The sequence below is a fragment of the Hymenobacter crusticola genome (assembly GCF_002154225.1).
Taxonomy (GTDB): domain Bacteria; phylum Bacteroidota; class Bacteroidia; order Cytophagales; family Hymenobacteraceae; genus Hymenobacter; species Hymenobacter crusticola.
Map to the genome: position 1 here is coordinate 51,331 of NZ_MTSE01000006.1, position 21,623 is coordinate 72,953.

16 protein-coding genes are annotated in these 21,623 nt (G+C 53.8%); 8 read left to right on the top strand and 8 right to left on the bottom strand.

Annotated elements, in window-relative coordinates:
• Positions 1-23: 23 nt before the first annotated feature.
• On the top strand, positions 24-1,172 hold the full coding sequence (locus BXP70_RS13165) for a S1 family peptidase (protein WP_086594563.1): 1,149 nt from the start codon (positions 24-26) through the stop codon (positions 1,170-1,172).
• Positions 1,173-1,432: 260 nt separating this feature from the next.
• Positions 1,433-1,723: a hypothetical protein gene (locus BXP70_RS13170; protein WP_086594564.1), complete on the top strand. Its 291-nt coding sequence runs from the start codon at positions 1,433-1,435 to the stop codon at positions 1,721-1,723.
• Positions 1,724-1,846: 123 nt separating this feature from the next.
• Here the strand turns inward: BXP70_RS13170 and BXP70_RS13175 are convergent, their stop codons facing one another.
• Together BXP70_RS13175 and BXP70_RS13180 are read right to left on the bottom strand one after the other, a co-directional pair.
• A complete protein-coding gene (locus tag BXP70_RS13175; protein WP_086594749.1) occupies positions 1,847-2,524 on the bottom strand; it encodes an SOS response-associated peptidase in 678 nt (225 codons plus the stop codon).
• A 190-nt stretch (positions 2,525-2,714) separates the two neighbouring features.
• A complete protein-coding gene (locus tag BXP70_RS13180; protein WP_179197685.1) occupies positions 2,715-4,820 on the bottom strand; it encodes a T9SS type A sorting domain-containing protein in 2,106 nt (701 codons plus the stop codon).
• A 608-nt stretch (positions 4,821-5,428) separates the two neighbouring features.
• On the opposite strand from BXP70_RS13180, the gene BXP70_RS13185 reads away from it, so the two are divergent.
• Positions 5,429-7,225 carry a M61 family metallopeptidase gene (locus BXP70_RS13185; protein ID WP_086594566.1) on the top strand — a complete coding sequence of 599 codons (1,797 nt, stop codon included), beginning with the start codon at positions 5,429-5,431 and terminating at the stop codon, positions 7,223-7,225.
• A 69-nt stretch (positions 7,226-7,294) separates the two neighbouring features.
• Here BXP70_RS13185 and BXP70_RS13190 read toward each other — a convergent pair whose 3' ends face one another.
• Positions 7,295-8,539 (bottom strand): BamA/TamA family outer membrane protein, encoded by a 1,245-nt coding sequence (locus tag BXP70_RS13190; protein WP_086594567.1) that lies wholly within the window; start codon positions 8,537-8,539, stop codon positions 7,295-7,297.
• Positions 8,540-8,837: 298 nt separating this feature from the next.
• On the opposite strand from BXP70_RS13190, the gene BXP70_RS13195 reads away from it, so the two are divergent.
• Together BXP70_RS13195 and BXP70_RS13200 are read left to right on the top strand one after the other, a co-directional pair.
• The gene (locus BXP70_RS13195) at positions 8,838-9,563 is read left to right on the top strand and encodes a TIGR04283 family arsenosugar biosynthesis glycosyltransferase (RefSeq protein ID WP_086594568.1); all 726 of its coding nucleotides are present in this window, start codon (positions 8,838-8,840) and stop codon (positions 9,561-9,563) included.
• A gap of 168 nt (positions 9,564-9,731) precedes the next feature.
• Positions 9,732-11,063, top strand: a complete 1,332-nt coding sequence (locus tag BXP70_RS13200) for an NAD(P)/FAD-dependent oxidoreductase (RefSeq protein WP_086594569.1) — start codon at positions 9,732-9,734, stop codon at positions 11,061-11,063.
• 33 nt (positions 11,064-11,096) lie between these two features.
• Here BXP70_RS13200 and BXP70_RS13205 read toward each other — a convergent pair whose 3' ends face one another.
• Positions 11,097-12,098: a glycoside hydrolase family 43 protein gene (locus BXP70_RS13205; RefSeq protein WP_086594570.1), complete on the bottom strand. Its 1,002-nt coding sequence runs from the start codon at positions 12,096-12,098 to the stop codon at positions 11,097-11,099.
• Positions 12,099-12,204: 106 nt separating this feature from the next.
• Entirely contained in the window at positions 12,205-13,548 is a 1,344-nt protein-coding gene (locus tag BXP70_RS13210; protein ID WP_086594571.1) for a Gfo/Idh/MocA family protein, read from the bottom strand.
• A 296-nt stretch (positions 13,549-13,844) separates the two neighbouring features.
• Between BXP70_RS13210 and pta the strand changes: the two genes are divergently transcribed.
• A complete protein-coding gene (gene pta / locus BXP70_RS13215) occupies positions 13,845-15,938 on the top strand; it encodes a phosphate acetyltransferase (protein WP_086594572.1) in 2,094 nt (697 codons plus the stop codon).
• Between the two features lie 265 nt (positions 15,939-16,203).
• Positions 16,204-17,142 (top strand): DUF808 domain-containing protein, encoded by a 939-nt coding sequence (locus BXP70_RS13225; RefSeq protein ID WP_086594574.1) that lies wholly within the window; start codon positions 16,204-16,206, stop codon positions 17,140-17,142.
• Positions 17,143-17,402: 260 nt separating this feature from the next.
• On the opposite strand, the gene BXP70_RS13230 is transcribed toward BXP70_RS13225, so the two are convergent.
• The gene (locus tag BXP70_RS13230; protein ID WP_086594575.1) at positions 17,403-18,473 is read right to left on the bottom strand and encodes an acyltransferase family protein; all 1,071 of its coding nucleotides are present in this window, start codon (positions 18,471-18,473) and stop codon (positions 17,403-17,405) included.
• Between the two features lie 555 nt (positions 18,474-19,028).
• Here BXP70_RS13230 and BXP70_RS13235 point away from each other — a divergent pair.
• On the top strand, positions 19,029-20,249 hold the full coding sequence (locus BXP70_RS13235) for an acetate/propionate family kinase (RefSeq protein ID WP_086594576.1): 1,221 nt from the start codon (positions 19,029-19,031) through the stop codon (positions 20,247-20,249).
• 2 nt (positions 20,250-20,251) lie between these two features.
• Here BXP70_RS13235 and BXP70_RS13240 read toward each other — a convergent pair whose 3' ends face one another.
• On the bottom strand, positions 20,252-20,659 hold the full coding sequence (locus BXP70_RS13240; protein WP_086594577.1) for a hypothetical protein: 408 nt from the start codon (positions 20,657-20,659) through the stop codon (positions 20,252-20,254).
• Between the two features lie 150 nt (positions 20,660-20,809).
• Complete coding sequence (locus tag BXP70_RS13245; RefSeq protein WP_086594578.1) at positions 20,810-21,313, bottom strand: cupin domain-containing protein; 504 nt, start codon at positions 21,311-21,313, stop codon at positions 20,810-20,812.
• Between the last annotated feature and the right edge of the window lie 310 nt (positions 21,314-21,623).

Below are 21,623 nucleotides of genomic sequence, written 5' to 3' on the forward strand. Positions count from 1 at the left end.
GCCTCACCCACCCACTTACTACTATGATGACCGAAGCGGATTACTACGCCTTATTCGACGCTTATCAAAACGGGGAACTAGCCGGAGCCGAACGCGCCAACCTGGAGCGACGGCTTGCTGCCGACCCTAGCTTTGCCCAGCGGTATGATGATTTTGAGGAACTGACCACTACGCTTACCAGCTACGGCGAGCGGCTTGCCACGCGTAATAAGCTGAAAGCCTTCCAAGCAGCGCTTGATGCAGAGGCCGACGCGGAAACGACGGTGGAAACCGGCAACCCCAATATGCCGGTGATGCACATCTCGCCCATGGAGCGCAAGCTGCGTGAGTTCTGGAGTGCCCATCGCGCCACGATGGCAATTGCAGCCTCCGTGGCGGTGATGGCTGTGTTTGTTACCCTGCTAGGTCTGGAATGGTGGCGGGCATCGCAGAGTTCTTCCCTATACGGCTATACCGTGCTGCGGCGCGAGGTAGAGCGTATCAAGCGCAACCAGCGGGCGATGGGCCGGGCCATCAACCAGATCGACGGCAGCAAGCCAGAGGCTGCTAACCAAAGTAAATTCAGCGGTACGGGCTTTGCGCTCACCGCCGACGGCTACCTCATAACGAGTTACCACGTAATTCAGGGGGCTGACTCGCTGCTCGTGGAAAGCCGCGACCGGCAGCACTACCACGCCGAGCCTGTGTTCACCGACGTGGCCCACGACCTAGCGATTCTGCGCATTCGCGACAAAGATTTTGCGGGCTTCAGGCGGTTACCTTATTCCTTTAAACGCGGTCAATCAGACCTCGGCGAGAAGGTGTACACCCTAGGGTACCCACGCGAAGATTTGGTATTCAACGATGGCTCGCTGAGTGCCCGCTCCGGTTTCGAAGGCGACACGGCTTTCTACCAGATATCCATCCCGGTGAACCCTGGCAACAGCGGTGGCCCGTTGCTCGACGATCGGGGCAACCTGATTGGGGTCGTAAGCGGCCGGCAGATGGACGTGCAAAGTGCCGCTTTTGCGACGAAGTCGTCTTACCTGATGAAGCTCGTTGACTCACTCGCATCCGCTAGCCCAAAGGAACCTTACAACTTACCACGCACCAACCTGCTTGCCGGCACTTCGCGCCCACAGCAGATCCGAAAGCTGCAAGACTACGTGTTTGTGGTGAAGGTGTACGAGTAAGCTAGGTCTGCCTAGGTTTTGCAAAGCCCCGCCCGACAGGCGGGGCTTTTTGCGTGTATGCCCCCGCGAGTGTTCAGATAGGCTCGCAGTAAAAGGCAAAATACGGTTAAGCTTGTGGCCAAATACGCTCGCTACAGCCTCGTGGTATTTCCGGCTTTGTCTGAGCAAACGGCCAACCGCCACGTAACTTCTGCGTACACGGTTCTCAGTGGTCGGCCAGACCGATTGCTGTTTTCAATCATCTGTCAACAAGCTCCGCTATGGAAAGCCAAGTCGAACAACAGCTAGAAAAGATTTTACCCGAAGACATTGCTCGCACTTTTGAAAGCGCCTACCATGTCGTTTTCCAAGGCGACTACGACAAAGTAGATGACTTGCTCAAAAACGGCGGTACGCTGCTTAAGAAAGCGGCTCAGCGCTTCACTACTACGCAACTCATCCTAGGTATTGCAGGGCTAGCTGCCGTGGCGATAGTTGTAGCAAAAAAAGCCATTGAAGCCGCCGATGACGACTCTGCTTCGTCTGCCGCGCCAGTATCGGACAAGAAATAGTTGTATTTTCAGCTAAGCAAAACGCCTCCTGCTGTCCGCAGGAGGCGTTTTGCATTTGAAAGGATAGCAAACGCAGGCAGTAGCTCGTTGATCAGGACCTAGCCTGCCCCTGCAAAAGCTAGCTTACGCGGCGGGCTCTAAGACTGCGGCCGTATTATTGGCGGGCGAATTTATGAGCGTCGTGATGGGGTACTCCTTCATGGCCTCCGTCGCATAAGGCAGTAGCAACTCTTGGTGGCCAGCCACCGACACGCCATCGTCGAGCCAAGCTAGCTCTGCTTGGCGGTTAGGTAGGATCACCGGCATCCGATTGTGCAGACGGGCCATTAGGTCGTTCGGTTCGGTGGTGATAATCGTAAACGTAGGCACCACTTCGCCCGTAGTCCGATCGGCCCACTCATCCCATAGCCCTGCGAAAGCGAAAGGCTGTTCGTCGCGCAATAAGATTCGGTGGGGCGTTTTGGGCGCTTTTGCCTTGGGAGCGGTTTGCTGCCATTCGTAGAAGCTATCGGCCAGCACCAAGCAGCGACGACGCTGGAGCAACTGCCGAAACGAAGGCTTTTCCGGCAACGTCTCCGCGCGCGCATTAATGGGTTTCGGTGCGGTTTTTACGTCTTTCACCCAACTAGGCAACAACCCCCATTGCAACAGCTGAATACGCCCGGGTTCCATGTTGGTAATTACAGGTAAGCGTTGCGAAGGCGCCGCGTTGTACGTAGCGGGTACTGGTTCAGTGAAGGTTGCGTCGAAACGCTCTTCAATAAGCGGAGCAGGCGAGATGAACGTATAGCGGCCACACATAAACACAAGAAAAGCGGAGCGCAGCTCCGGTGAGAAAAGGTATAGTGAAATTACGCGGCAGCTCAAATAGAGTTGAGCCAACAGACCTAGCTTACTAGTTAACTACTGTTCCAGAGCATTCTACGCGAAAAAGCCGCCCCTCCACTGCGGGAAGGGCGGCTTTTCGGAAGTATTACCTATTGAGGCTAGCTTAGTTACGCACTAATGGCAGCGTTACGTTTGTGGCTCCGCCGCGTATGCGTACTACGTATGAGCCTTGGCGGAGGTCTTGCACGTCGAAGGCGTGCTCCTGGGCACCGGTCAGCTTCTGCTCGCGCACTACTCGCCCCGTGATGTCTAGTACTTGGATGGTATACTCGCCGGAGGCTAGCTCAGTCAGGTCGAGCGTGGCGCTGCCAGAGGCTGGGTTGGGGTATAAGCTTACTGATGTTTTGGCTGTTGCAAACTGCACCGTTTCCACCTTGCTATACTTGCTATCACCATCCGTATCTACTTGGCGCAGACGGTAATATATTACCCTAGCACCAAGACGAGCTACCCGCAGGTCGCGGTGGGCGTAGGCCGACGCGGTGGAGGTAGTGCCTTTGCCTTGCACCTGCCCTACCTTGCTGAAGCTTACCCCGTCTGTGGAGCGTTCTACCTCAAAGTGGTCGTTATCTTTTTCCGAAGCTGTGGCCCAGTTCAGTTGGGCATCTTCGCGGTCGGCGCGCGCGCTGAAAGAGGTAAGCTCTACGGGGAGCGGTGCGCCTATTTTCGCAACCATGCTAGCGGTGTTGTTGGCTGGCGTTGGGTCCGGCACAGCCGACGCCGAGCTAGCCTCGGTGGTGAGCGTCTGCGACAGCGTCACCGGCATAAGGAATGAAACGGAGTTCATTACTGGTGCGGCACCGTTATCCAGTGAACTGATGGCTGGGAATGTTACCTGCCCTGTCAGCGGGTTGTACGTGCCGTTGTTGGTTATTTCCTTAATTCGGCCGCGCGCCATTGCAATGGGCAATTGCATCGTGGGTTGCACATTGGTAGCAGGTAGGGCGCCGCTGTTCGATGTGGCCATGGAATAGGTCACCAACGAGTTTGTTTGCACCACCGACGGCCCACTTAGGGTGGTGGCTACGTCGGCTCCCTGCACTGTCACGCTGATGTTGGCCGGGCTAGAGGTATAGCTGGCGCCAAGAATAGACTGCATGGTGTAAGGCACCTCGACAACGCCCGCGAACGTACCGGCAGGCTTAAATGACACCTGCCCTGCATTGACGCTGAAGGTCCCTTTGCCTTGCACCGTAAGGCTGGTTTGGATGCCAGCTGTATTCGGATCTAAGTCGATAGAAGCTGGATCGATACTGCTGCCTTGTGCCTCGTCGTTGCTTAGTACATCAATCGAAATTGAATTACTGTTGTAAGTGGTCGTCGCTATGTCATTGTTGGCGTATGGCACGCGCACAATGTTCAGGTTCCGAATTTCGTGAATGTTCGTTAGGCTACCCGTCGAGCCAGCGAAACCTAGGCGTAGCCGCTCGGGAGGCGTATTCACGGTGAAGTTTTCGACGGCCGTGCGCACCTGGCTACCATGCTGAATGCGCACCGTGATTTTATACGTCTGGTTAGGAGCCGTGCCACTGGCTACCACGTCGATGAAAGCACGACGGTAGTCACCCGAACCCGGTTGAGCCCGCGTCGTAGCAACGGCCAGCGGGAACCCTAGGGCGTTAGCACCAGTGCCCGTTAGGTAAGGATAATCGGTTGTGGAGGAGCCATTACCCGCGCCCCGAATAGATACCGCGTTAGGAAAGGTGGTATTATCTGTTGTGTTGTTGTAGCCCCCTACGCGGCCTTCTGAGCCGTTGGCGTAGTTGCCGTACTCGTCGATGCCAATACCGATATAGCCCTTGGAAACGCCATCTGCGATGGGGGTGATGTTGCGCTGGGCATACCCAAGTGCGCCACCTGTAGAGCCAATGCGGAATCCTGTGCTCGGCTGATCGGCATCTACCAGAAACACGCTGAAGCCGTCGGCCCCGTTGCCACCGTACGAGAAGAACTCAAAGGAAATGGTGAAACCTGCCAACGACGAAAAACCCACCTTGTCGACCACGTAGCCTGCTTGGAATGTGGAAGCATCTGTCAAGCGTAAGTAGCCCTGCCCATTTAAGTCGTTACCGATCGTATTCGTGCCGGTCAAGCGAGCGGTTCCGCCGAATTCAAAGTTTGCGGCGGTGTTTCCTTTAAACGTCTCATTACGCGGAAAACCAGCAGGCAGCGTTTGCGCCAAGGCGGGCGTCAGTACCGCACCGCTCATCAAAGTAAATAGGCTAAAACGTAGCCGCTGTGAGCGAGAATAAGTAGATAAAAGGGTAGAAAATGTTTTCATCCAGAGGGGAAATACAGTATAAGTCATTCACTAACTTCTACTAAATAACCTACTCTGTATGCCTACAGCAATACCCGATCCTATGGATAAATTTGAATAATACCATTTTAGATAAATATTCTTTTTCCTATCAACATCGTTACTGAAATAGTTATATAAAATAATATGTCGTTTAGAATGAATTAGTTAACCCATGTCGCTACATTGGTTTTTCAAGCTCAACAACTTGCGTATTTATTAATAAATATTAATTTTATAATATATTACTAATACGTGCTTTGCTAATAGTACAATCTTCTTGCTTGTGCGTTTGCGAGAAAGAGCCCCTAGGGAAGGCTCTTGTACAGTGCGATAGGCAGGCTCTTTTACTTCGTGTTTTAGTTCAGCTTAGCTATTACCGCGAGCCGCTTATAGGCGATGGCGCTAGTCGGCGGTCACATCCTTTGTTTACCTTGCAGAGTCAAGTTTAACTCTCCTACTAGTAGCGAAGTCCACAGGGCACACCGCTCGTTGAGGCATCTCCCTCTTTTGCATTCATGAAACACCTCCTTCACCTAGGCCTGCTTACCGGCTTCTTGCTAGCGGCGGCGCCCACGCACGCTCAAAAAGTATTGACCTACACCGTCGACGTCGATCCGGCAGCGCAAGATCAATTTCAGGTGAAGCTAGCAGTGCCGAAGCTAGGAAAAGAGCAAAGCGTCTACCAGTTTGCGGCCACGGCGCCGGGCACGTACCAGGTGATGGATATTGGCCGCTTTGTGCGCAAGTTTGAAGCCTTCGATAGCAAGGGCAAGCCATTGGAGGTGAAGCACATCAGCACCAACCAGTGGCAGTTTCTCAAGCCGGAGAAAGTACGCGAGATCCGCTATACTATTGCCAAAACCTGGAATGCGCCGTTTCCGGAGCACCAAGTATACCGCATGTGCGGCTCGCAGCTCGATGCTAGCCATGCGCTGCTCAACGGCCAGTGCCTGTTTGGGTACCCGCAGGGCTGGCAAGCCAAGCCCTTGCGCGTGAAGCTGAACTACCCCAGTGGCTGGAAAGTGGGCACACCCCTCACGCAGGATGCCGAGGGCTACTACACGGCCGCCACCTACGACCGCATCGTGGATTCGCCCATCTTGCTTGGCCGGCTCACAGAATCATCAACGAAGCTAGGTGACGCGGAGGTAGCGCTGTACTGCTACTCCCAAACCGATATGATTCAGGCCCAGCCCCTACTCCAAAATATGCAGCAGATGCTGGACGCCGCGCAGAAGTTTTTGGTGCAGCTGCCAGTAAAGCGCTACACGTTCCTCTACGACTTCGAGGATCGCGACGCTGGAGCTTGGGAGCACTCCTACAGCTCAGAGTACGCCGCCCGCGAATCGCCGCTCACGCCGCAGAAAGCCGCCAGTATTACCAGTACAGCGGCCCACGAGTTCTTTCACGTGGTAACGCCGCTGAACATTCACTCAGAGATTATCGAGCACTTCAACTTCGTACAACCTACCGGTTCGGAGCACCTCTGGCTCTACGAAGGCACAACGGAATGGGCCTCGGACTTGATGCAGCTGCGCGGGGGCTTAATGACGCTGGATGACTACCTGAAGGAGTTGAGCGCCAAGGTGAACTACGATCATCACGCTGCCGACACCACGTACTCCTTGAGCAAGCTAGGTCTGAACTCATTCAGCGATGAAGGCCAGCGCCAGTACGGCAACATCTACCAGCGTGGCGCCGTGACGGCCGCCCTGCTCGACCTGCGCCTGCTGGAGCTCAGCGGTGGTAAACGGGGCTTGCGCGAGGTAATTCTGGATCTGACGAAAAAGTACGGCCCTGACAAGCCGTTCAACGAAAAGACCTTTTTCCAGGAGTTTACGCAGATGACTTACCCCGAAATCGGAGACTTCTTCAAGCGCTACGTCCAGAATGCCGAACCGCTACCCTTGGCCGAGTACTTCGCGAAGGTGGGCATTCAGTACACGCCGGTGCTGCACACGGGCCAGAAGGTGGGCTACCTAGGTAGCAGCTTCATGACGCTCAGTGGGGTCACCACTTTCAAAGACATCAGCCCCGACTTGCAGGCTTGCGGCGTGACCAACGGCGACCAGCTAGTGGCCTACCAGGGTACGCCCATTCGGGCTGATAATTTTCGGACAACACTCGACCAGATCAAAACCAGCAAGCCCGGCCAGGCATATGATATGACCATTCGGCACGAAGGCGCGGAGAAGAAAGTACGTTGCCGTCTCCTAGAGCGCGAAGATGTAAAGTTTTATGACTTCTCCGTGATGCCCAACGCCACCCCCGAGCAGCTAGCCCTGCGCAAAGCCTGGATGACGAATTTATAAAGAACAATGACGCCTTGGAGTACCTGAGTAGTGACGTTCATCATTACTTAGTTACTCCTTTACTTTTCGTCAAAACACCTCCCCTAGGTTGAAGGTAAGGCCGCGGGAGCCATCGGCGCCAAAGCCATAATCCACCGCCAGGTTCGTGCGCGAGACTTTGTTCATGCTCAGGCGTAGGCCGAAGCCGGCGGCGGGCACCACCTTCTCAAAATTGTGCGTCACGCGCTCCGACACGGCTTGGGCATTCGTGAACAGCACCCCGCCGAGTAAACGGTTGCGGGTGAGCCCAAAACGATATTCAGCCTCTCCATACAGCAGATCTTTGCCTCGAAATCGCCCTTGAATAAAGCCACGCCCTATGCTGCTGTAGGTATCCCACCCAGTGCTAGGCAAATCCAGAAAGGGTGGGTTGCCGTGCAGCGTTAGCGCGTTGTACGACCAAAAGGCCAGCACATTGCCAGTATCAGTTACCCGCAGGTACTTGCGCACATCTAGCAACAGGGATTGAAAGTTAGTGTCGCTGCCGAGCAGTTTCAGGTTGGGCCGCAGCACCAAGTTGGTGTAGAAGCCGCGCTCGGGGTTAATGGCGTTGCCGCGGCTGTCGTAGAGCAACGTCATGGCGACGCCGGATGAAATGGAGTGGCCTTTCACCCCAAGCGAGTAGTCGGAGATGCTGGTTACTTCCTGCGTTTTGTTCTGGCTCTCGATGTTCCAATGGTAATCGAGCTGATAGCCTAGGCCGGCGTAAAAGCTAGGCCGGACCTTGAACAGCGCGCTTTGGTAGAAGCGCAGGTACTCGTAGTCCATCGCAATCGGCTGGCGGGTGGAAGTGTGAATGCCGAGACCGTAGGTATTCTGCGGATAGTGCATCAGGCGCCAGTCGCCCACCCAATTGATGCGATTTTGCGCCTTCCAAATCGAAGACGCGGCCGTGAAAATGATCTGGCGGTTTTGGGTGTACGACAGCGCCGCAATGAGCGTCGACATGTTCGCGTCTTGCTCGTGGTACGATACGTTGCCGGTGAGCTGAATCAGGCCACGGGTTTGCTGCGTATAGCCCGGCGCCGGGATAATCCAAACAAACTTGCGGTCGGCCGATAAGCTCAACGTGTCTTTATCTACCTCCACCGGCCGGGGAAAAAACGCGTGAAATACGTCGCGAATATCCCGCTCGCCCGTCAGGGCAATGGCTTGGTTGCGGGATACGTGCGGCCGCTTATACAATGGAGTGCTTAGCGTGTCGGATTGCGCAAGGGCTGCATGCCACCCAAACAGCAAAAACGCGCTCAGCAACAGCCAACAACGATGAAACATGGTATGCAAACAAAATCAATCGGTCACGCGTTGCTCCCCTGCTTCCGCATCAGCAACCACCCCAGCGGTGGATGACCTAGCTTAGCCAAAGTGGGCAACCATACAGCTCCGGCGGCTATTCCAAAGTCGGGCCAGCCTGCATTATGAAACAAGTAGACGCTGGCTGGTGGAAGGAATGTGCGGCAGAAACAGTTTATTCAGCCTTTGTTAACCGCCACTGGCCGGAGTTGTTCAACGGCTTCATCCTCGTTGTTCGTATTTGCCCTACCCGCCCGCTTCGTGCTTGCCCTAGCTTTTTATGTCAGAAGGAATTACGCCTGACCTCACCATCAGCCTTATTATTCCTACCTTCAACGAGGCCGATCAGATTGGCAGCTTAGTCCGGCGGCTCCGGGCACTCTGCGCACCCGAGCATCTGCTCGAGATACTTGTAGCCGACGGGCACAGCACCGACGACACAGCAGTGCTGGCGCAGGCGGCCGGCGCCAAGGTGGTGCAGTGCCCACGCAAAGGGCGGGCTGCGCAGCTGAACTTCGGCGCGGCTGCTTCTACGGGTGCTATCTTATACTTTTTACACGCCGATTCGTACCCGCCGCCCGGTTTTGCGGCGGCTATTCGCCAGGCCGTAGCGGCGGGCTACGGTAGCGGCTGCTACCGCCTAGCATTCGACCACGACCACTGGTTTCTGCGGGCCAGCGCCTGGTTTACCCGCTTCGATGTAAACCTGTTCCGCTTCGGCGACCAAAGTCTGTTTGTGCGTCGCGACGTATTCGAGCGGGCAGGTGGGTACTCGGAAAAGCTACTGGTAATGGAAGACCAAGAAATCATTGGGCGCCTGCGCCGCTACGGTCGCTTTTGGGTGCTGCCGGGCGTCGTTACCACGTCGGCGCGCAAGTACCTCGACAACGGCATTATTCGTCTGCAAAGCATCTTCGGACTGATCTGCGTGCTCTATCGTTTTGGCGTATCGCAGGCCAATCTTGTGCGCGTCTACCGGGCCTTAATCCGTCAGGACAAGATCTAAAAATGATCAATAACCTTTCCTACTGCTCAGCCGGGCGACCTAGGTTCTCGGTTCATGTAACTATACCGTTCAGAATGGAGTAACGGAATAGAGACTGAGGGGCTGAGCAACTGCGTGTTGTTCAAGCGCCCGCACAGTCGCTCCGTCACTTAGTTACTCAGTCGCTTTATGGATGAGCATGCCAAAATTGAAGAGCTAGGCAAGCCGCGCGTTGTTATTGTCGGCGGTGGTTTTGGCGGTTTGGAGCTAGCCAAAGCGCTGCGCCACGTCAACGTGCAGGTGGTGCTCATCGACAAGCAGAACTACCACACCTTCCAGCCCCTCCTCTACCAAGTTGCCACGGCGGGCCTCGATGCCGATGACATCGTATCGCCTTTCCGCAAGATCTTAGAGGACCAAGGAAACGTGTTTTTCCGCATGGCCGAAGTGCAGTCCGTTGATACGGAGGCGCAGGTGGTCAAGACCTCCATCGGACTCGTCAAGTACGACTACCTAGTTATTGCCACGGGCGCCACCACCAACTACTTTGGCGACCAAGAAATGGCAAAGAACTCGGTGGCTATCAAGTCGGTGGAGGATGCCATTATGCTCCGCAACACCGTGCTGAACAACTTCGAAAAGGCCCTGCAAGTGGAGGACCCGGTAGAAAGAAACAGCCTGCTCGATTTTGTGATTGTGGGCGGCGGCCCTACCGGCGTAGAGGTGGCAGGTGCACTCAGCGAACTACGCAAGCACGTTTTCCCCAAAGACTACCGGGAGCTCGACTTCAAAGAAATGGACATCCACCTAATTCAGAGCGGCCCAACGCTACTGAAAGGTATGTCGCCGGAAGCTTCGCAGAAGGCGCTGGAGTTTTTGCAGAACTTTGGGGTAGATGTGATGCTGGACTGCCGCGTGAAGTCGTACGATGGCTACACCGTGACGCTAAACACCGGCCAAACGCTGATTACGCGTACCCTGATCTGGGCCGCTGGCGTTTCGGGGGCCCCTATCGAAGGCATTCGCAAGGAAAGCATCTTGAAAGGCAACCGCTACCAAGTCGACGAGCACAATCGCATTACCGGCTACAACAACGTATTCGCCATCGGTGACATCGCCGCGATGGTCACATCTGAGTATCCCGAAGGGCACCCAATGGTAGCGCAGCCGGCCATTCAGCAGGGCAAGCTGCTCGCCAAAAACATCGGTAATCTACTCTGCCAGCGCGCGCTAGACACGTTTCATTACGACGACAAAGGAGCCATGGCAACCATTGGCCGCAACCATGCTGTGGCTGATGTGAAACTCTTCCATAAGGAGTTTCGCACCCAAGGCTTTTTGGCTTGGCTGATGTGGACGTTTGTACACGTTATTTCGCTGGTCAGCTTCCGCAACCGGTTGGCCGTATTTATCAGTTGGACCTGGAGTTATTTCAGTCTCGATAAAGGCTTACGCTTCATTATCGGCAACAAGCGCGAGCCGATACCGGTCGAAGAGACAGCCCCGAAAGAACTTGTGTGACCCTAGCTCTTTCGGGGCGGTGGCGCAGCTAACTTATAGCACAGGGCCTGGCACCTTGTCCACCGAAGGAGTACCGTCGTTGGGTACCACTTTGGGCCAGCCATTCTCGTACACAATGCGGTCGAGCAGCATAACGCGGCGGGAATACCCTTGCTCGTCGTTGATGGCATCGAAGGTGGGCTGGGCCGTGTCGATGGCGTGGTAGGCTATCCAGTCCTGTCCGGCGGCGTCGGTCACAATGGAGTTGTGGCCAGGTGCCCGCCATTTTTCGTTGCCTTCCAAGATAGCGCTGTGCCCTTGCCCAGTGGCCTGCGCCAGGGTTTCAAACGGGCCCATCGCATCGCGCGACCTAGCGACCATCACGCCGTAATGAGCATCGTCGCCGCAGCAGTTATTACCGGAGTAGAACAAATAGTACCACCCATCGCGCAGTACCACCCAACTGCCCTCGATCAGGCGGTCGTAGTTGTTCGGGTCATCTTCCTGGATGGTTTGCACTAGCTCAATTTCCTCGGTGCCCGGCACAAACGACATCCGGTCGGGGGCTAGCTCGCGCACCCGCAGTGGACCGAAGCCGGAACCCCAATAAAGCAGCCGCTTCCCCGTGGCCGGATCGTCGAACAACATTGGGTCGATGTTCAGGAATCCTTCCCCGCATTGCAGCGGCTCGCCCATGTCCACGAACGGCCCAGCCGGCGAGTCGGCAATAGCTACGGCAAGGCATAGGCCCTCGTTGGAGTCGGGTTGGGCCGAGTAGTAGAGGTAGTAGCGGCCGTCGTGCTCACGCACGTCGGGCGCCCAAATGCGCTGGGTCGCGCTAGCCCACCTCGGTTTTTCGGGCAACCCCTCCCCTAGCAATTCCCAGTGTACAAGATCCGTGGAGCGCGCTATTTGCAGGTTGATAATGGTGCCGCGGTACTTGGTTTGGGTACCGTAGGCGTAATAAAAGCCATCGGCCGCGCGAAGCAGAGTAGGGTCCGGAAAATCTTCGTTGAGAACGGGATTTTGGTAGCTAGCAGAAGCGTTGTCGGGCATTTGATACGAGGTAATGGGAAGAAGAGAAACCGGCGCTAGAAGACTAGAAAGCTAAGTCTAGGATCTGGCACCCCTTCTTTTTTCAAGAAGAGCCAGATCCTAGCTTTTACTTCGAGGCTACTGGTGGCGAGCCGCGAAAGGCGTCTTGTTTGGCTACGGAAGGCAGCTTTACGGGTTTGCCGCCCTCGCGCGCCGATTGGTAGATGGCCTCCATGATGCGCTGGTCCTGCAAACCTTCTTCACCAGGCGTGTACGGCTGTTTGTTTGCTTTGACGCACTCCGAGAAGTGGTCCATTTCCAGGGCGAACTGATTCTTTTCACCGATGCTCACGGCGGCCTTGCTCTCATTGCCTTCCGGGTCGGCGTTGGCGCGCTCCAGCTTCAAGCCATGATAGCTGAAAGCCGGATCCATCTGAATCCAACCAGTTTCGCCGTACACGCGGTAGCGCTTGGCGTTGTAGCTGCCGTAGCCGGTGGCACAGTTGGCGAGCACACCGCTCGGGAAGCGCAGCGTAAACGTCACGTTCTCTTCTACTTCTCTGAAGCGCGGGTCGCCAGGCGTGCTGTAGAGCTGGGCAGTTACCTCACTCGGCTCCTCACCAAGCAGGAAGCGCACGGTGTTCAGGCAGTACAACCCCACGTCGGGGAGGGCGCCGCCACCAGCTAGGGCTTTCTTCTGCCGCCACTGGTTCGGGTCGCCCTGGTTTTGGCAGTTCATGGCCTCAATCATCTTGGTTTTGCCATAGGCTTTGCTGCGCACCAGTTCCTGCACCTTGCGGTTCATAGGCTCGTACTGAATGCGGTAAGCAATCATGAGCTTCTTGCCGGCTTTCTCACAGGCTTCGATCATTTTCTCGCACTCCTTAGCGGAGTTGGCCATGGGTTTTTCGCAGAGAATATGTTTCCCCGCCTTGGCGCCGCGCACGGTGTACTCCATATGCATGGAGTTAGGCAGCACGATATAAATCACCTCGACCTCTTTGTTGTCTTTGAGCTTGTCGTAGGTTTCGTAGCTGTAGCAGTTGTCGGGCTTAATACCATATTGGCGGGCTATCTTCTGCATCTTGTCGGGCGAGCCGCTCACCAGCGCCACCAGCTTCGACTTCTTACTCTCCGATAAGGCCGGCAAGATTTCCTCCAGCGTGAGGTGACCTAGCCCCACCACAGCATAGCCCACCCGCTGATCGACCGGCTGCGGGTTCGGTACGCCGCCGCCTTTGGGTTCGGTCTTGGCGTGGATTTCGGGGAGCTGCACATCGGTTGGGCCGGTGCCTTGGGGCCACAGGCTGCTAGCGGCCTCCCCCGGCCTAGCTTCGGCATTGTCCACGACCCCAAGAAGGCCGCCCGCTACGCCCATTGCCATGAGGCCGCGGCTAGCTTGATTGATAAATTGCCGCCGCGATGGATCGCACGACGTTTCGTTCGGGTTTTGTTGCTGTTCCAGCATCATTTCTCAGGTGTAAAGGATAGAGTTGACCACAGGTGTAGGCCACAGCAGCTTGTGCAACTTCCTCTTGCTCACGGTGGCTCCTAGGTGCGTAGTGCTGCTTCTCCTTTACGTAGGCGCTTCGCCCAGGTGTTGCCGATTCGCCTATAAAACCTTGGCCGAAAAACAAGGCGCCGCCAACCGATTGAAGTTGTCCGTTCCTTGTCGTTCATTACGCATTGTTCGGCACCTTAGCCACCCTAGCTGCACAATATGCGTAAGCGTAGCAGCCACATGCTAGCTTCAAACACCATTTGGGTATGACGAAAAGTATCTTTATTGCCACCGCCGAGGCGTATAGCGGCAAATCGGTTATTGCGCTCGGGCTTGTGAACATGCTCTTAGGCAAAGCGCAGAAGATCGGGTACTTCAAGCCTATCATCAACGCGGGCCCACAAGAGCAACTAGATGCGCACATCGAAACCATCCGCAGCCACTTTCAGCTGCCGGTGGCCTACGAGGCTACTTACGCCTACACGCGCCCCCAAGCGTTGCGCTTGCTGGAGTCCGACAAGCAAGGTGAACTGATTGAAACCATCATTCGGAAGTACAAGCAGCTCGAAGATCAGTACGACTTTATGGTGGTGGAGGGCAGCGACTTTTTGGGCCAGGGCACCGCCTACGAGTTCGACTCCAATATTTCCATTGCCAAGAACCTAGGTACGCCGGTGCTGCTCATCATCTCGGGCACGGGCAAAACTACAGCACAGGTCGTGAGTGCAATGCTTACGGCCCTGCGCAGCTTCGAGGCCCGGGAGGTGCAAGTGCTGGCGGCTGTGGCCAATAAGATCAACCCCGAACAAGTAGACGATGTGCGAGAGCTGCTGCGCGTTCAACTGCCCGCGGACGTTATCCTAGCCGTCATTCCGGAGGATAAGAACCTGCTTAACCCCACCATGAAGGAAATTCATGAGCAGCTCGGAGGCACGCTACTTTTTGGGGAAGAGCTCCTCACCAACCAAGTCGATAACTTCGTGACGGGCGCCATGCAGGTACCCAAATTCCTGAATTACCTGAAGGAAAACGTGCTGATCGTGACGCCCGGCGACCGGGGCGACATCATTATTTGCGCGTTGCAGGCCAATGTATCGGCGAGCTACCCCAAAGTAGCCGGCATTGTGCTCTCTGCCGATTCGTTGCCCGAGGAGCCGATTATGCGCCTTATTAAAGGTTCGCAAACGGTGCTGCCCATCATTGCCGTCAAGACGGGTACGTTCCAAACGTCGGCGCAGCTCTGGGCCATTCAGTCGCGCATCACGCCCGACAACCGCGAGAAGATTGACCTAGCTATCCAGACCTTCGAGCGGTACGTGGATGTGCACGCCTTGGATCAGCGCATTGCCGCGTTCCAATCGGCTGGCATCACGCCGCACATGTTCCAGTACCGACTGCTGCAGTGGGCCAAGCGCCAACGTCGCCACATTGTGCTGCCCGAGGGCAACGACGACCGAATTCTGCGCGCCGCCGCCCGCCTGCTCCACCAAGACATCGTCGATCTGACCATCCTAGGGAGTCCAGAGGAAATCACGGCGTCTTTCAAACGGCTAGGCTTGGAAGTGAACAACGATCATTTGCACCTAGTTGACCCCGCCAACTCGGCGCACTACGAGGACTACGCCCAGACGTTCTACGAGCTGCGCAAAGCCAAAGGGGTGAACATGGACATGGCCTACGATATGCTGCGCGACGTGTCGTACTTCGGTTCGATGATGGTGTACAAGGGCCACGCCGACGGCATGGTGTCGGGGGCAGTGCACACCACCCAGCACACCATCCGGCCGGCCTTGCAGTTCATCAAAACTAAGCCGGGCGTGTCGGTAGTGTCGTCGGTTTTCTTCATGTGCCTCCCCGACCGCGTGGCTGTGTTCGGGGACTGCGCCGTGAACCCCAACCCCACCGCCGAGCAACTCGCCGAAATTGCCATTTCCTCGGCCGAGAGCAGCCAGCGCTTCGGTATCGAACCTAGGTTGGCGATGCTTTCTTACTCATCTGGCACCTCCGGCGAGGGCGCCGACGTGGACAAAGTGCGCAAAGCCACCCAACTCGTGAAGGAAAAGCGCCCCGACCTGAAAGTGGAAGGCCCTATTCAGTACGACGCCGCCGTAGACCCCATCGTGGGCAAGCAAAAGCTGCCCAATTCCGAAGTGGCGGGCCAGGCCAGCGTCCTGATTTTCCCCGACCTAAATACCGGCAACAACACCTACAAAGCCGTGCAGCGCGAAACCGGCGCCCTCGCCATCGGCCCTGTGCTCCAAGGTCTGAACAAGCCCGTGAACGACCTTAGCCGCGGCTGCACCGTGGACGACGTATTTAACACCGTCATCATCACGGCCATTCAGAGCCAAGCAGAATAATAGGCAGGATTCAGAAGTGTGCTGGAAAATTGTCTTACTACGCGGGTCAAAAGCGATGTTTGCACAAAATCACTAAACACACGCTCTGCGCGCAGGCACCGTAGCCATATCCCAGTAACTTGCCCTAGCTTGTACCAGCACGCCGTCGATAGTCTCGCCCTCCTTCCGCCAGCGGACGCCGAATAAGGGAGGGTGCTCTGAACAACCTAGGTCGAGCAGCAAGCATCCCATTTTTTGAAATAAAAACAGCGCAGCCAAACACAACATGCCTTCAGGATTTTTTGCCTTGTTAGATGACATTTCGGCGCTGGTGAAAGTAAGCGCCGCCAGTTTGGACGATGTGCCCACCCAAATAGCCAAGACGACTGGCAAAGTTTCCGGTATTGTGATTGACGACACGGCAGTTACGCCCAAGTATGTCGTAGGGCTCGATCCGGCGCGGGAACTCTCCATCATTTACCAGATTGCCAAAAGGTCGCTGATCAACAAGCTGCTTATCTTAAGTCCGGCGGCCTTGCTGCTCGGGTATTTCGCGCCTTGGGCCATCACACCCATCCTCATGCTAGGGGGCGCTTATCTATGCTTCGAAGGCTATGAGAAGGTGCATTCTATGCTGAGCCCGCACCACGCCGTAGACCCGGAAAGCGAGGCGGTACAGTCGATTACTCCTGAAGAGCTAGAAAAGGAGCGCGTAACCAGCGCCGTACGCACGGATATTATTCTGTCGGCAGAGATTATGGCCATTGCCTACAGCCAAGTAGCCGGCCAGCCAATTGTAAATCAAATCATTGTGATGCTGGCCGTGGCTGTTTTTATTACGGTGGCCGTGTACGGCTTTGTTGGCTTACTTGTCAAAGCGGATGACATCGGGATGCACCTAGCAGGGAACGAGTACGGCCCCACCACGCAAAAAATTGGTCGTGGCATCGTGAAGTTCATGCCGCGCTTTCTGAATGCGTTAGGCTATGTGGGCACGGCCGCAATGCTATGGGTTGGCGCCGAAATCATTGCGCACGGCATTCCGTTCACTGCTCACTTGTTGCACGAGTTAGAACAGAACCTAGCTAACGTACCCGCCATAGCATGGCTGGCTAAGGTACTAGCCTGCGCCATTTTTGGGCTTGCCATCGGGTTTATTATTGAGAAAATCGTGGGAGTGGTGCGAAAGGTATTCTTCAATAAAAATGAGGCGCATACCGTGTAAAGCCAGGCGGTAATTACTGGCTTGGCGTTGCACAACTCGAATAATTCAGCTACTACTTAATCTGTGTCTGTACTACAGAACTGGCATCCCTTATTATGACCATTACGATCATTTAAGGCTAGAGAAAGTAACGCGGACACCTATAAATTCACCTGGGTTATGATGTGCTTACATCAATAAACTTTGGCTCATTAACAGTCCTGGAGCATCACGTCAGCATAAAAGCTAGCAACAATTGAACAAAGGCGTCAACCTGCTCATTAATTGTAAAAATATTTCTTTAGTTTTAAAAACTGTTTTTCGAAGACATGATAAGATATAATACTAACTAAAATTGTAGATACCAAGGATAAAAACAAGATATCAACCCAACTAAATTTATAATTTGGTATTTTTATATGCAAAAATAGGTTGATTATAACTGTGTGAAACAGGTACAACCCATAAGTGTAAACACCTAGTTTGCTAAGCCAGGTTTTTTCTATTTTTAGATAATTATTTTGAGTTAAAGTAAATAATATTGTCGCAGAAAAGAATGTCCCATATAACAGTGGAGCAGCAAAGTTCAGCCACGTAAAGCTCAAGTTAGGTATCGCAAATACCAAAACCACAGAAGCAAAAGCTATCGTATACTTTGGTGTAAGAGGTATTTCTTCAACTTCTTTCATAATATCGCCTCTAACAACAAGAATATAAGCTGGTATTGCACCAAAAGCGAAGTAATCTAAGTCAGTGAATAAGTCAGCGGTTATAAGCCCTGCTTGGATATAAAGACCTCTTGCAATATTCGCAAATACAATTGAAGCGAAAATTATAAAAGGGATTCTCTTCAGTGAAACCAAAGAGACTAAAACTCCCCATACAATATAAAAGTGCTCTTCGACGCATAGAGACCACATCACTCTTAAAGGGGCCACATTCGGAAAGCTATTAGTTATAATCATTTTATAGTTTTCCAGAAAAAATATTGACATTAACCAATTTGGCTCGTACCCCTCGCTAGAATGCTCTATATGCAATACATCTAACAGATAAGATGTACTAAATGCAAATAATAACGCAGCATAAAATAAAGGCCAAATCCTTAAGACACGTCTAGCAAAGAAGTTCTTTAGAGATATAGCTCCTTTATGTTTCTTTTCATGCACTAACACGTATGTAATCAAAAACCCACTTAACACAAAAAAGAATACAACGCCTTCTCCACCACTTTTTGAAAAAAACGAAAAATACGAAGTATTTGGAATCGGAATATGGTGTATAAACACCAAAAGAAACGAGAAAAATCTTAGCGTATCGAATGTATGAAAATACCTTCTGTTAGTATCCATATTCTATATATCTTGTTTATATCTATCAACACAACTTTATTCTTAAAGACAGACGTTTAGTGTGCTTTAAGCTATGCTTACTTTAATGATGCCGACAACAAGTTAATTCTATATTTCCTATCCTTATTTTGACAAATGTAACGCTAGCAGCCTATCTGAAGCAGGTACGTAGCATAAAGAGCGGTGCAGCATGCGTAATGCAACTAGCCGAATTGCACCTATATAAACTACGGCTAGTTTTATTACCCGCTGCAGTTGCTATCTGGTGCTTCGAATGCCGGCTATGCAAAGGAGGCAAGTAACAGGTAATCCTGGCAAAACTGCTACCGTGATACTTGGAGTAACGTATTGACCAAGAACTGCGGCGTTCCTTCTTACTTTTACCGCTACACTATACAGGCTTTGGAAGAAGTGCCTTGTTTTGCCACAAGCACCTAGGTCTGCGTATGAACTTTTTTTCGATGCTGTCTGATCTCGCAGCCGTTTAGCCATCTATCTTTCTGCGCCGCCAATGCGCCATCCTCCAGAAGAGGAATTAGGGTAAAAACTACCACTATGAACATCTTCGTCGTCAACTCCGGTAGCAGTTCCATTAAGTACCAGTTGTTTCGCCTGCCCACCGAGCAGCCCGTTTGTAGTGGCTTAGTCGAGCGCATTGGCCTAGAAAACTCTGTTATCACGCACAAAGTATTTGCCGGTGAGCAGGAGCACGTCACGCAGCGCACCCTCGACCTTCCCGACCACGAAGCCGGCCTGCGTGAGGCCGTTGCGCTACTAACCGCACCAGAAATTGGCGTCATTCGCGACCCGGCCGAAATAGACGTGGTAGGACATCGGGTGGTACACGGGGGCGAAACCTTTGCAGCTACGACGGTCATTACCAAGGAGGTAAAGCAGGAAATAAAACGACTGTTTCCGCTGGCGCCCTTGCACAACCCGGCCAACTACCTAGGTATCGAAGTGGCCGAAAAAATCTTTCCGCAGGCCCAGCAAGTCGCGGTGTTCGACACGGCTTTCCACCAGACTATGCCCGAGCGGGCTTTCCGGTATGCCTTGCCCAACTCGCTTTACACCGAGCAGGGCATCCGGGTGTACGGCTTCCACGGCACTAGTCACAAGTACGTAGCTGAGCAAGCCGCGCAATATCTCGGCAACCCAGCGGCTAAGCTCATTACCATTCATCTAGGCAATGGCTGTAGCATGGCTGCCGTCGACGGGGGCAAGTCTATTGATACCAGCATGGGTTTTGGACCTTTGAGCGGCCTCGTGATGGGCACCCGCTCCGGCGACCTAGATCCGTCGGTGGTTTTCCACCTCGTGAGCCAGCTCGGCTACGACGTGGAGCAGGTAAGCAACCTACTGAACAAGCGCAGCGGCATGCTCGGCCTCACCGGCGCCAGCGACATGCGCGACATCACCAAAGCCCTCAACGAAGGCGACCCGCACGCTGAGCTAGCCTACGACCTGTACACCTACCGCATCAAGAAATATATTGGCGCCTACGCCGCGGCATTGAACGGCCTTGATGCGCTGGTGTTTACGGCTGGCGTAGGCGAAAACGACGCACTGGTGCGCGCCCGCGCCTGCCAGCACCTGGAGTTCCTAGGTATCCAACTGGATGAAGCGCAGAACCAACTCCGGTCCAAACAGCTACGTGAAATCAACACGCCTGAGTCGCGGGTGAAGGTTTTGGTTATCCCCACGAACGAGGAACTGGAGATTGCCCGGCAATGCCGCGACCTGCTGGCCAGTGCCTCATACAATGCGCTAAGCTAGCCTCAAGTCGTCTGAACGATCTGCTGCTGGAGCCACATGTAGGCTGAAGCTAGATCATCGAAGGTAGCTACTCGCGGCCGCTCGATGCGTACTACCGTCGCTTCCGTGGCTTCGCGGGCATCAAAAGCGCGCGTGTATACCCAGGCAATGCACTGCAACCCGGCTTGGCGCATTTCTTCCAGCCACCATAACGTCCACTGCGTAAGCTCCACGTTCGTGCGAGTGACGTTTGTGTTGTCATTCAGGATTTTAGCGCATGGATGCGCACGGATAGTTTCTAACATTAGCAGGCATGTAGCCCGCGACCTTTCCTTCGTGTACTCCCCCTTCCAATCCGTATACAGCCATTGGTTGGCCGCATCAAAACCAATATAAATTTCTTCTCGATCGACGAGGGTAGCTAAATCCATAAGAGCAGAACGACACGACAGTAGAAATATTTTTGCAGAGCTTGTAGCTGCAATAAAATTATTCTTGCTTTTACTAGTACAAAAAAAGGAAGAAAGGCACTTAGTCCCCTCTTCCTTTTCATGACCACTAGGCAAACCTAGCTTCCGGGTTTAGCGCCCGAAGTCGTCTTGCACGCGCACAATATCATCTTCATCTGAGGGCTGCTCGGCGTCAGTGTGTTGCCAAATCTCAGCTAGCACGCCCCAGTCGCTCAGGCCCACGAGGCGATGCCGCTCGCCTTGCTTGAGCGTGATGAGCTCACCAGGAGCGTACGTTTTCACTTCGCCTTCCTCGTCGGTGTCGCTCGTTACCACGCCTACTGGGCCTTGTAGCACCTTCCAGATTTCGGCGCGGCGGAAGTGGTACTGCCACGACAAGCGTTTCTCGGGCGCCACAATCAGAATCTTGGGGCTTAGCTTGCCCGAAATGCGGAGCGTATCAACCGACAAGCCATCGAAATATGTGTCGGCGAACTGCTGAGCTTGATCTTCATTAATGACGAAGAAGCCGCCCCAAGGCCGCGACTGGTCTTGCTTGTCGATGGAGAAGCCTTGCTGCTGTAGTTGCTGCTCCGTCTGTTGAAACAGAGTTTCTTTTTGAGTGTCCGTGCTCATGAGTTGTACGCTGAATGGTTTTTACCGAAAGCGGATGGCGCCTCGGCCAGTAAACTTCGCTAAATAAATGAGACGCAATATAGCACCGCAGCTTATTCCTGTGCTTGACCAAATTGTTGTCTGAATCCAGGCGCTTACTGTGCACTTGCTCTGCCACTTATTCAGCCCGTTGCTCAAAAACGATGATTTATCATTTATCTACTCACCTTACAAGCTATAGCGCTAGGTTATAAAATTGGTTAGTGGCCTTGAAAAGCTCATACTAAGCGGCATATAACTTTATTTATTCGGATATAAACTTTCTAGATTT

What these genes read in the sequence shown, in the direction of transcription:
- BXP70_RS13230 (WP_086594575.1), bottom strand. Translation starts at nt 18,473, where the DNA reads ATGGATACTAACAGAAGGTATTTTCATACATTCGATACGCTAAGATTT.
- pta (WP_086594572.1), top strand. Translation starts at nt 13,845, where the DNA reads ATGACGAAAAGTATCTTTATTGCCACCGCCGAGGCGTATAGCGGCAAA.
- BXP70_RS13210 (WP_086594571.1), bottom strand. Translation starts at nt 13,548, where the DNA reads ATGATGCTGGAACAGCAACAAAACCCGAACGAAACGTCGTGCGATCCA.
- BXP70_RS13205 (WP_086594570.1), bottom strand. Translation starts at nt 12,098, where the DNA reads ATGCCCGACAACGCTTCTGCTAGCTACCAAAATCCCGTTCTCAACGAA.
- BXP70_RS13200 (WP_086594569.1), top strand. Translation starts at nt 9,732, where the DNA reads ATGGATGAGCATGCCAAAATTGAAGAGCTAGGCAAGCCGCGCGTTGTT.
- BXP70_RS13245 (WP_086594578.1), bottom strand. Translation starts at nt 21,313, where the DNA reads ATGAGCACGGACACTCAAAAAGAAACTCTGTTTCAACAGACGGAGCAG.
- BXP70_RS13190 (WP_086594567.1), bottom strand. Translation starts at nt 8,539, where the DNA reads ATGTTTCATCGTTGTTGGCTGTTGCTGAGCGCGTTTTTGCTGTTTGGG.
- BXP70_RS13195 (WP_086594568.1), top strand. Translation starts at nt 8,838, where the DNA reads ATGTCAGAAGGAATTACGCCTGACCTCACCATCAGCCTTATTATTCCT.
- BXP70_RS13185 (WP_086594566.1), top strand. Translation starts at nt 5,429, where the DNA reads ATGAAACACCTCCTTCACCTAGGCCTGCTTACCGGCTTCTTGCTAGCG.
- BXP70_RS13240 (WP_086594577.1), bottom strand. Translation starts at nt 20,659, where the DNA reads ATGGATTTAGCTACCCTCGTCGATCGAGAAGAAATTTATATTGGTTTT.
- BXP70_RS13235 (WP_086594576.1), top strand. Translation starts at nt 19,029, where the DNA reads ATGAACATCTTCGTCGTCAACTCCGGTAGCAGTTCCATTAAGTACCAG.
- BXP70_RS13165 (WP_086594563.1), top strand. Translation starts at nt 24, where the DNA reads ATGATGACCGAAGCGGATTACTACGCCTTATTCGACGCTTATCAAAAC.
- BXP70_RS13170 (WP_086594564.1), top strand. Translation starts at nt 1,433, where the DNA reads ATGGAAAGCCAAGTCGAACAACAGCTAGAAAAGATTTTACCCGAAGAC.
- BXP70_RS13225 (WP_086594574.1), top strand. Translation starts at nt 16,204, where the DNA reads ATGCCTTCAGGATTTTTTGCCTTGTTAGATGACATTTCGGCGCTGGTG.
- BXP70_RS13175 (WP_086594749.1), bottom strand. Translation starts at nt 2,524, where the DNA reads ATGTGTGGCCGCTATACGTTCATCTCGCCTGCTCCGCTTATTGAAGAG.
- BXP70_RS13180 (WP_179197685.1), bottom strand. Translation starts at nt 4,820, where the DNA reads ATGAGCGGTGCGGTACTGACGCCCGCCTTGGCGCAAACGCTGCCTGCT.